The organism is Labilibaculum sp. (genome assembly GCF_041595635.1).
Classification (GTDB): Bacteria; Bacteroidota; Bacteroidia; order Bacteroidales; family Marinifilaceae; genus Labilibaculum.
Genome location: NZ_JBFHJW010000096.1, coordinates 1 through 9488, shown reverse-complemented (window position 1 = coordinate 9488; position 9488 = coordinate 1). Strand labels below are relative to the sequence as shown.

Genomic DNA, 9488 nt, shown 5'->3' with positions numbered 1-9488 from the left:
TTGAAAAAGTAATAGTAGGAGCAGGTAGTGTTGTTTTTCGAAATATAAAAAGTGAGTGTACTGTTTATGGTAATCCAGCCAAGAAAATATGATTATCAGAAAATCAGAAGAGTCAATAGTTAAAAGTGTGACTTTAAAAAAACTGAAAATCAAAAGCTTGGATCAGCTTCGTGGATTTTTGGCCATTTGTGTGGTTATTTGCCACATACCACAGTTATCTATGGCTCTAGATCTCCCACATTTTTCAGAATTATCCATATTTAATAGGGGAACCGAAGCGGTCTTGGTATTTTTCACCTTAAGTTGCTATTTTATTATTGGTTTACTTTATGATGAAAAACGATATTTTGGATCAATCAACATTAAAATTTTTATGTAAGAAGAATTTTAAGATTATATCCAGTATATTATTTAGTGTTGTTATTCGGTTTGGTATTCCATATGAGATCAATTATAATCTAATTGATGCGATTGCATTAAATGTGGCTTTTTTACCCAATGTATTTGAAACCCTTTACGATCCTGGATCGATACTATTAGTATTGTGGTCTATTGGAATAGAAGAACAATTTTATTTGTTTACAGCACCAATTTTAGCAGTATTGGCAATTCATCGGTACACCAAAGGTTTACTTCTATTTACCTTGATTTATTTTGTTTTTTTTACGCCAATTATTTTACCTTTTTTAAAGAGTATTCAGTTTATTATTATTTTATGTCGGCCGGAGGTGCTGTTGCTGTACTCAGTAGAAATGGGTATCGATTATCTTTTAGGTCTCTCATTGCTCGTTTGGGGATTTACCTTCTATTTTTACTACACTTTACTACTGATTGGTTTCAATTCAGCAACGAATATAGTAAAGGAGCCTTTGAGCTTATTCTTTTTTGTATGTTAATTGCAAATTTAGTGGTTGATGATAAGCGATTCGAAAGATTTAGGATGCTGCGGTATTTAGGGAAAATTTCATATGGTATTTATTTGTATCATATGATGGTTGTAAACTTTGTTTTATTTCTTTTTTTAAAATTTCATTCAGTATTCAACTTATCATCAGCAACGGTTATCATTCTTATTAATTTGACTTGTCTATTAGGAACTGTTTTGGTTTCTCATTTACATATTTTGAATCTTATTTTTTATGCCTTAAGTATAAAATCCGTAATTAGTTTATGTGCATATCAGATGTTGAGTTAATTACTTTTTTTGAAGAGGGCGGCAATAGTTTGCGAACTAAACATGGATTATATTTATTTTAATTAGACGAATTATTATGTGTGGAATTGCGGGTGTTTATGGAAAGAATTTTAGTAAATATTCAAGGCAGAATGAAATTCAACAAATGATATCTACTCTTCAGCATAGGGGGCCAGAAGCTTGGGGATATTATATTTCACCTGAAATTGCACTGGGACATTCCCGTTTATCAATTGTGGATCTTTCTACGGGTGATCAACCTTTGACTACTGAAAAATATGTAATCTCTTTTAATGGAGAAATCTATAATTTTATTGAATTAAGACTTGAACTAAAGAAAAGAGGTGTAAATTTTAAAACGACAAGCGATACAGAAGTATTACTTCTCGCTTATGAATATTACGGTGAAAGTTGTTTTGAAAAATTAAATGGACAGTTTGCTGTTTTAATTTGGAACAAAGAAGATCAAGAATTGATTGTAGCCAGGGATAGATTTGGCATTCGCCCACTTTACATTTTAGATTTCAAGGGATGTTTTTATTTTGCTTCAGAATTGAAGGCTTTTGATACCATAGAAGGGTATTCGAGGGAGTTTGATGTAAAAAGATTGTATGAACACGCCTTACTTTGGAATACATATGGTGATCATACAATTTATCAGCAAGTTAGGTCTTTGCAAGGCGGAACATATGCGAAATATAAAAATGGAAAATTGATTCTGGAAAAGAGGTATTATGAATTGGGAGAGAACAATTCCTACGATCATAGATCCTTTCAGCAGGCAACAGAAGAATTTAATTTCTTATTGAAAGATTCGGTTAAATTAAGATTGAGAAGTGATGTTCCAGTGGGAGCCTACCTTAGCGGTGGAATAGACAGTTCTGTTATTACTCATTTGGTTCATGCAAATACTGAAAAAAGATTTAAAACCTTTTCAATTGCTTTTGGCGATGCTGATTATGATGAATCCAGTTACCAGAGAGAGATGGTTGATCAAATTCATTCCGATCATTGCACGCTCAACATCAATAATAAGCAAATAGATGGTGCATTTCCTGATGCTATCTATCATACAGAACGTCCAGTTTTTAGAACTGCAGCGGTTCCCTTATATTTACTTTCCCAAAAAGTTAGGGAGAATGACATTAAGGTTGTGCTTACGGGCGAAGGAGCGGATGAGATTCTTTGGGGTTATGACTCTTTTAAAGAGGTGAAAATGCTGGAGTTCTGGTCGAAGTTTCCTGATTCAACTATTCGTCCTCAGCTTATAAAAAAATTATATCCTCATTTAAATCATTACAGTGATGGACGGCAGTATGGAATGATGAAGATGTTTTATGAGGGTTTCCTGGGTGACTTTGATAATAAGTTGGCTTCAGCGAATATCCGTATTCATAACAATAAGATTATTAAAAACTATTTTAATAGGGATCATCATCTTTTTTCCGATAAGAATTCAATGATTAAAGAAATGAACTCATTTTTTCCAAAGGAGTACTCTTCTTGGAGTTTTCTTCAACAGAATCAATTCATGGAGATGAATACTCTATTGTCTGGATACCTACTATCCTCTCAGGGTGATAGAATGTCTATGGCACATAGTGTTGAAGGGCGATATCCTTTTTTGGATCATCGGATTGTTGACAGCATGTTTACATTGAATGAAAAATATAAATTGAATGGTTTTTCTCAAAAACATATACTGACTCAAAGTTTTAAGGATAAAATTCCAAAGTCTATTTTAAATCGTCCTAAACGACCGTATATGTCACCAGATCTCAAATCGTTTATTGTGAATGGGAAACCGACAGAAAATGTTGCTTTCTTTCTGAGTGATGATTTAATAAAAGATTACAATTTGTTTGATTTAAGATTTGTGAAACGTTTTATGACAAAATTCTCCAATGGTGTTCCTCAGAATATTGGTTATAGGGATAACATGATTATCACTTTTATCTTGTCAACTCAAATTGCAAATTATTGGATGAAGAATCCTAAGAAATTTATTCTCTCGGAAAATTTGTTAAAGATAAAAATTGTGGAATATTAAATTAATATAGATATGATTACAAAAGATAAAGTTCAGTCTCAATTAATTGATTTCTTGTGCTGTCAATTTATGGTGGAAGAATCTGATATTGAATTGGAAGAGTCACTTGTTGACACAGGGATTATAGACTCAATGGGCCTTATTGAGATTGCTTCCTTTATTGAGGAAGAATTTTCATTTAAGGTTACTGAAGAAATGATGAATCGGGCTAATTTTGGTTCTGTTTTTAAAATTGTAGATTTTGTCGTTCTTAATTATAATGGCAAGACATCTCTTGCCTGATTATTTGTCTTTATAATATAAATGATAACTAAAGATGAGATAAATAAGTACTGTTTGAAAATTTTCTTCAAATAAAATATGTATTACCCAATATCTAATATTCAAAAGCAATTTTATATCAATAACATGATGTATCCTAAGGATACATCCTATTTGATCCCATCTTTATTTAAGGTAAAGGGCAAGGTTCATGTTGATTTACTGGAAAAATCCATCAATACTATTATTGGCAGATATGATATTTTAAGATCGTTTTATGTTCGTGAAGGAAACCAAATTTTACAATCTTTCGTTGATGAGAATGATGCCAAAATTAAAGTTGCACAAGTTTTTATACCAGGCATTTATGATGGAGTCGAATTTTTAGGTCTCAAAGAGGAAATTCACCAATTGTTTGCTCTAGATAAGTGGCCATTGTTCAGAATTAAATTGTTTTCGTTTAAGAACGATATTTCGATACTGGCTATAACTTTTCATCATATAATAATTGATCTTCATTCAAAAAAAATATTTGGTAAGGAACTATCTTCCTATTATAATCAGTTTTTAAAGAATATTGATCTTAATGTTGAGGAAGTAGCTAATTCTTATACGGAATTTGTGAGTTGGGAAAACGAAAAACTATGTACTCAGGATGCTGACCGAATGATTGGTTTTTGGAAAAAACACTTGGTAGGAGCGGACTTGGTACTTGACTTACCTACGGATCATAAACGACCGTCGCTTAGCTCTAAAAAAGGGAAAAGAATTTATTTTACATTGGATAAGTTAAAAACTGAAAGTGTAAAAAAAATTGGAATGAAAATTTCGATTGATCCATTCGTGATTCTGTTGAGCGCTTATGCATTGCTCTGTAGTAGATTAAGTAATCAGGATCATGTTATTGTAGGAGTTCCCGTAACCAACAGAAGAAAACCTGATTTTAAGAATATTTTTGGTCCTTTTCTTAATATTGTTCCTATTCATGTTGATTTTTCATCAATAAATGACGAAAATGATCTATTAAAGCAAGTAAGAATAAGTTTATTGCAAGCCCATAGAAATCAGGAAATTCCCTTTTTATTTTTGTTGGAAAATATAGAATTCCAAAAAAGTTTTTCACGTAATCCTATATTTCAAATAGGATTTACTAGTGAGCCGCCAATGGAAGTGAATTTTGACGGTCTAAGTATTTCTCCTTTGGTGATTGAGAAACTAGGCTCACAACTTGATTTGTTTTTCACTTTTTGGGAAAGGGGAGGTGAAATACATGTTTTTTTAGAATATTCATCGGACCTTTTTAATGATTCCACCATACGTAAATGGATAGAAAATTATAAGGAGATAGTTACAGAGCTAGTATCCAGTTGAAGGTAGACTGCTATTCCTAATAATTAAGAAATTAATCTACATTCATATTAAAGTATTGGCTTATAATTAAGCTTTTCACCATCCTTATGGAACTATTTATCTAGATTGCTCATACGTTAATAATATAGCATCTTTTTATCGTTGTATGTTCTAAATTTAGAACTAGAGATTGTTATGAAGATTATGTTCAATTATTAATCGTTTTAATTTTTCATCGAAGCTTTATCCATTTATATATCTGTTAGTTTATTATGTACTATATTAATCTAACTCTGATAATCTATTCAATTTATTAAAATCATGAAAAGTAAAATATGGTTGTCCTCCCCTCATATGGGAGGGAGTGAGTTAAAATATGTCCAAGAGGCATATGATACCAATTGGGTAGCTCCATTAGGTCCAAATGTTAATGAGTTTGAAAATACATTAGCTAAATACATAAATACGAGTCAAGTTTCTGCTCTTAGCTCAGGCACAGCTGCTATACATTTGGCATTAATTTTATTAGGGGTTAAAGAAGGTGATGAGGTGATTGTTCAAAGTTTTACTTTTTCAGCTACAGTAAATCCAATACGATATTTAGGCGCCAGTCCGGTATTTGTCGATTCTGAGGAAGATACATGGAATATGTGCCCAATTGCTCTTCATAAGGCAATTAAAGACCGGATTAAAAAAGGGAAGAAACCTAAAGCGATCATACCCGTTCATTTATATGGCATGCCTGCTAAAATGGAAGAGATTAGAGCCCTTGGAAAAATGTATTCAATACCTATTGTAGAAGATGCTGCAGAGTCGTTAGGTTCTTCATTAAAGGGGAAAAAAATGGGTAGTTGGGGACAGTTTGGCATTCTTTCATTTAATGGGAATAAAATAATTACCACTTCTGGCGGAGGAGCTTTGCTATCTGATGATAAAATAATGATTGAGCAATCAAGATTTCTGGCCACACAAGCTAGAGATGATGCACCTCATTATCAACATAGCCATATTGGTTACAACTATCGTATGAGTAATATCGTTGCTGGTATTGGCAGGGGACAGATGGAGGTTCTTGATGATCGGATTAGTCGTAGACGCGAAATAAATAGTTGGTACAAAGAGCTATTGAAAGATAAACCAGGAATTTATTTTCAGACCGAACCATCTAACGATTATTTTTCAAATTTTTGGCTGACGGCTATTATTATAGATCCTAAAGAATCAAAGGGACTTACCCGAGAGATCGTACGTTTGAAATTGGCTGAAGAAAATATTGAATCTCGTCCCTTATGGAAACCCATGCATCTTCAACCTGTTTTTAATGATTTTTCCTTTTATGATAATGGAGTTTCTGAGCGTTTATTTGAGAATGGTTTGTGTTTGCCATCTGGCAGTAATCTAACTCAAGATGAAATGAAACGAATTTCTACCTGTTTATCGAGTCTATTTTCCGAGTAGACTTTTCTTGATTTTCAAGAACTTATATTTTATTATATCTCCCTCTCATATCTGTTTTTTATTTATCAACCTAAACACTCAAACAGATTCGTTTAAATAGATATTTACAACCTGAACAAACTATTTTATTATGAGGACTAAATTATTATCATTGTTAGGACGAAGGATACTTTCTCCTTGGTGGATTTTTTTAATAGATATATTATTGACCTCAATTGCTTTCTTACTGGCATATGTGCTCCGGCTGAACTATCACCTACCTGAAGTGAGTGCTTCGGTATTGATAGAGTTAGGTGTATGGAGTATTGCAACTTATTCGTTTTGTTTTTTAATAACTAAATCCTATAGAGGAGTAATTCGACATACCGACTTAGGAGAATTATCTCGTTTATTGTATTCTAATTTAATGGCGATTTCTCTGCTGTTTGTTCTTGATTACTTAAATTCAGAATATGGATTTGGTAGGATAGATATGCCGGATATGGTGATTGTTTTGCAATTTGTTTTCACCTTCTTTTTTTTAGCAGGATTTCGAATGCTCGTAAGAGATGTATATTCTTTTCTTTTACGGGTTGAAAAACCTAAACATGTAATGATTTATGGTGCAGGTGAATTGGGACTTACGGCTTATGATATCCTTTCTAAAAATCACAATGAAAATTATAAAATTGTTGGTTTTATTGATGATGATAGAAGTAAATGGTCAACTCAATTGCGTGAAGCCCCAGTGGATAGTTATTCAAAAGGATTAGCTTTTGGATTGAAAAAAGGGGTGAAAATTTTGGTTTTAGCCATATCAAAATTGAAAAAGGAAAAAATTCGTGAAATAACTGATTTTTGTTTAGAAAACAATTGGGAGATAAAGATTTTGCCAACAGTAGACGATATGTTGCAGGGTAAGGTTGCAGAAAAATCGGTAAGAGATATAAAGATTGAAGATATTTTAGGAAGAGATCCAATTCAACTAAATTTGGATCTAATTAGTGAAACATTTAGGGGTAAGATAGTAATGGTTTCGGGTGCTGCTGGCTCTATAGGCTCTGAAATTGTTCGTCAGTTGTTACGATTTCCAATTGGAAAACTGGTTCTTTTAGATCAAGCAGAGTCTGCCTTGTATGATTTACAGCAGGAAATAAAATCAAAGCATGGTGTTTTAGATAATGAATTAATTGTAACTGATATTTCAAATCCAGCTCGTATGAGAACTCTTTTTGAGAATCATCGGCCACATATCGTATTTAATGCTGCAGCTTATAAACATGTTCCATTGATGGAAGAGAATCCTTATGAGGCTGTTCGTGTAAATGTGGGTGGAACTCGTAATTTAGCTGATTTATCAGTAGAGTTTGGTGTTGAGAAATTTGTAATGATTTCTACGGATAAGGCTGTTAATCCTACTAATGTGATGGGGGCTTCAAAACGGATATGTGAAATATATATTCAGTCTTTAGCACAAATAGCAAGCAATAAAACTTCTTTTATCACTACGCGTTTTGGGAATGTATTGGGATCGAATGGTTCGGTAGTTCCTTTATTTAAAAAGCAAATTGAGCAGGGAGGTCCGGTTAAAGTAACACATCCTGATATAACCCGATATTTTATGACCATTCCGGAAGCTTGTCAGTTGGTTTTGGAAGCCGGAGCAATGGGAAAAGGAGGAGAGATTTTTGTTTTTGACATGGGTGAATCAGTGAAGATAGCTGATTTGGCGAAAAAAATGATTCATTTGGCTGGCTTGAAGGTGGATGAGGACATTAAAATAGAGTATACAGGACTTCGTCCAGGAGAAAAATTGTATGAAGAATTGCTAGCAACAAGTGAAAACACCTTGCCTACCTATAATGAAAAAATACTGATTGGGAAAGTGCGTTCGTACAATTACGATGAAGTGAATTTTTCTATTTCTCTTTTACTGGAATCGTTGGATTGTGAGGATGAAATGATGATTGTTGCTCGCATGAAAGAATTGGTTCCTGAGTTTTTATCTGAAAACTCAAAATATGAATCATTAGATAATTTGAGGGAGGAGGTAGAATTGCATTTGATAAAATTTGGAAATAAAGCAAGGCGTAAAGAGCTTTTTACGATGTCAGTTCTTCCAAGAGATATTAATAAAACAAAAATGACTTTTAATAAAGCAAAGAAGCTTAAATCAAAACTGAAGAATTAAATTATATTTTGTATTCTTTTGATTATTAATTGATTTAATAAGATAGAGAAAAATATTGATTTATAATGCCTTAACTTTTAACTAGGAATAAGATGTGAACTATTGGAAATGTCTTGGATAATAAAAAATAATGCGATAAATATTTTTATTAATCAAATAGTTGAATGAAGGATATAGTCGAATGTTGACTATAATTTGGTTGATTACATTTGGTTCTGTTCTGATTGTAGCGATTAAACGTTTTGAACTTTTTTGTTTGAGAGAGAGTTAATTAACTTCTAAACTTTTCTTCTTGCAGGCTTATATTGCATCAATTTTCTCGGAATTTGACTTATTTGCGATGAGTTAATTGAAAAAAAATAACATGGAAAATGCCTCTTTGAATTTATTTCGAAGAGGCATTTTTTTATTATAGAACTTTTAAAATTCATAAGCCTTACTTGTCATTTATCGTGTAGAAATAATCCACAGGTTCTGAGGTAATGATCTACATTTTATTAGATGCAATCATATAGTAAAAAAATAAAGACACAAAGAGTAAAATATCTAAAGTCCCCTAAAAGATTGATGTTTGTTTAAAAATCTTTTTTTGAGAAGTAATTTTATAGGATAATGGAATGGTAGTTGTTTAAGAAAGTAGCAACATTAAAACGGGAATCAGAATTGGTTCTCTTTTTGTTTGGTTTAAAAGGAATGGAATGAAAATTTAGTCGTTATATATTGTTGTTTTGTCATACGAATATATATATTAATGTAAAAAAAAATAAAACTTTTTACTTTATTCTACGTCTAAAGCTTTACATGGAATTTATAAAATGTTTCTTGTTTTTAATGTGATTATTCCTTGTATAAAACAGCAGTGAATGGCTAAGCTCTCTGAATTCTATTTTTTGATTTTAAATAAAAAACTAGAAATGAACAAAAATGTTTTGGTGGGAAGTTACATTGATTGTAACAAATATTGTATTTGTGTATTTTATTAAATTTTAATTATGAAGAATCTT

General features: G+C 31.9%; 6 protein-coding genes. All 6 read left to right on the top strand.

Translation table 11 applies throughout. The features are described 5' to 3' along the window. Positions 1 to 329: 329 nt before the first annotated feature. The 6 genes from ABYT26_RS16905 to ABYT26_RS16880 all read left to right on the top strand — a co-directional run bounded on the left by ABYT26_RS16905 (position 330) and on the right by ABYT26_RS16880 (position 8484). Positions 330 to 896, top strand: coding sequence for a hypothetical protein (locus tag ABYT26_RS16905; RefSeq protein WP_372756072.1), 567 nt, complete (start codon positions 330 to 332; stop codon positions 894 to 896). A 375-nt stretch (positions 897 to 1271) separates the two neighbouring features. Beyond that, complete coding sequence (gene asnB, locus ABYT26_RS16900; RefSeq protein ID WP_372756070.1) at positions 1272 to 3245, top strand: asparagine synthase (glutamine-hydrolyzing); 1974 nt, start codon at positions 1272 to 1274, stop codon at positions 3243 to 3245. A 12-nt stretch (positions 3246 to 3257) separates the two neighbouring features. Continuing rightward, a complete protein-coding gene (locus ABYT26_RS16895; RefSeq protein WP_372756068.1) occupies positions 3258 to 3527 on the top strand; it encodes an acyl carrier protein in 270 nt (89 codons plus the stop codon). A 78-nt stretch (positions 3528 to 3605) separates the two neighbouring features. Next, positions 3606 to 4877, top strand: coding sequence for a condensation domain-containing protein (locus tag ABYT26_RS16890; RefSeq protein ID WP_372756066.1), 1272 nt, complete (start codon positions 3606 to 3608; stop codon positions 4875 to 4877). 300 nt (positions 4878 to 5177) lie between these two features. Further along, positions 5178 to 6314 carry a DegT/DnrJ/EryC1/StrS family aminotransferase gene (locus ABYT26_RS16885; RefSeq protein WP_372756064.1) on the top strand — a complete coding sequence of 379 codons (1137 nt, stop codon included), beginning with the start codon at positions 5178 to 5180 and terminating at the stop codon, positions 6312 to 6314. A 130-nt stretch (positions 6315 to 6444) separates the two neighbouring features. Next, on the top strand, positions 6445 to 8484 hold the full coding sequence (locus ABYT26_RS16880; protein ID WP_372756062.1) for a polysaccharide biosynthesis protein: 2040 nt from the start codon (positions 6445 to 6447) through the stop codon (positions 8482 to 8484). Positions 8485 to 9488 lie beyond the last annotated feature (1004 nt).

What these genes read in the sequence shown, in the direction of transcription:
- ABYT26_RS16905 (WP_372756072.1), top strand. Translation starts at nt 330, where the DNA reads ATGATGAAAAACGATATTTTGGATCAATCAACATTAAAATTTTTATGT.
- asnB (WP_372756070.1), top strand. Translation starts at nt 1,272, where the DNA reads ATGTGTGGAATTGCGGGTGTTTATGGAAAGAATTTTAGTAAATATTCA.
- ABYT26_RS16895 (WP_372756068.1), top strand. Translation starts at nt 3,258, where the DNA reads ATGATTACAAAAGATAAAGTTCAGTCTCAATTAATTGATTTCTTGTGC.
- ABYT26_RS16890 (WP_372756066.1), top strand. Translation starts at nt 3,606, where the DNA reads ATGTATTACCCAATATCTAATATTCAAAAGCAATTTTATATCAATAAC.
- ABYT26_RS16885 (WP_372756064.1), top strand. Translation starts at nt 5,178, where the DNA reads ATGAAAAGTAAAATATGGTTGTCCTCCCCTCATATGGGAGGGAGTGAG.
- ABYT26_RS16880 (WP_372756062.1), top strand. Translation starts at nt 6,445, where the DNA reads ATGAGGACTAAATTATTATCATTGTTAGGACGAAGGATACTTTCTCCT.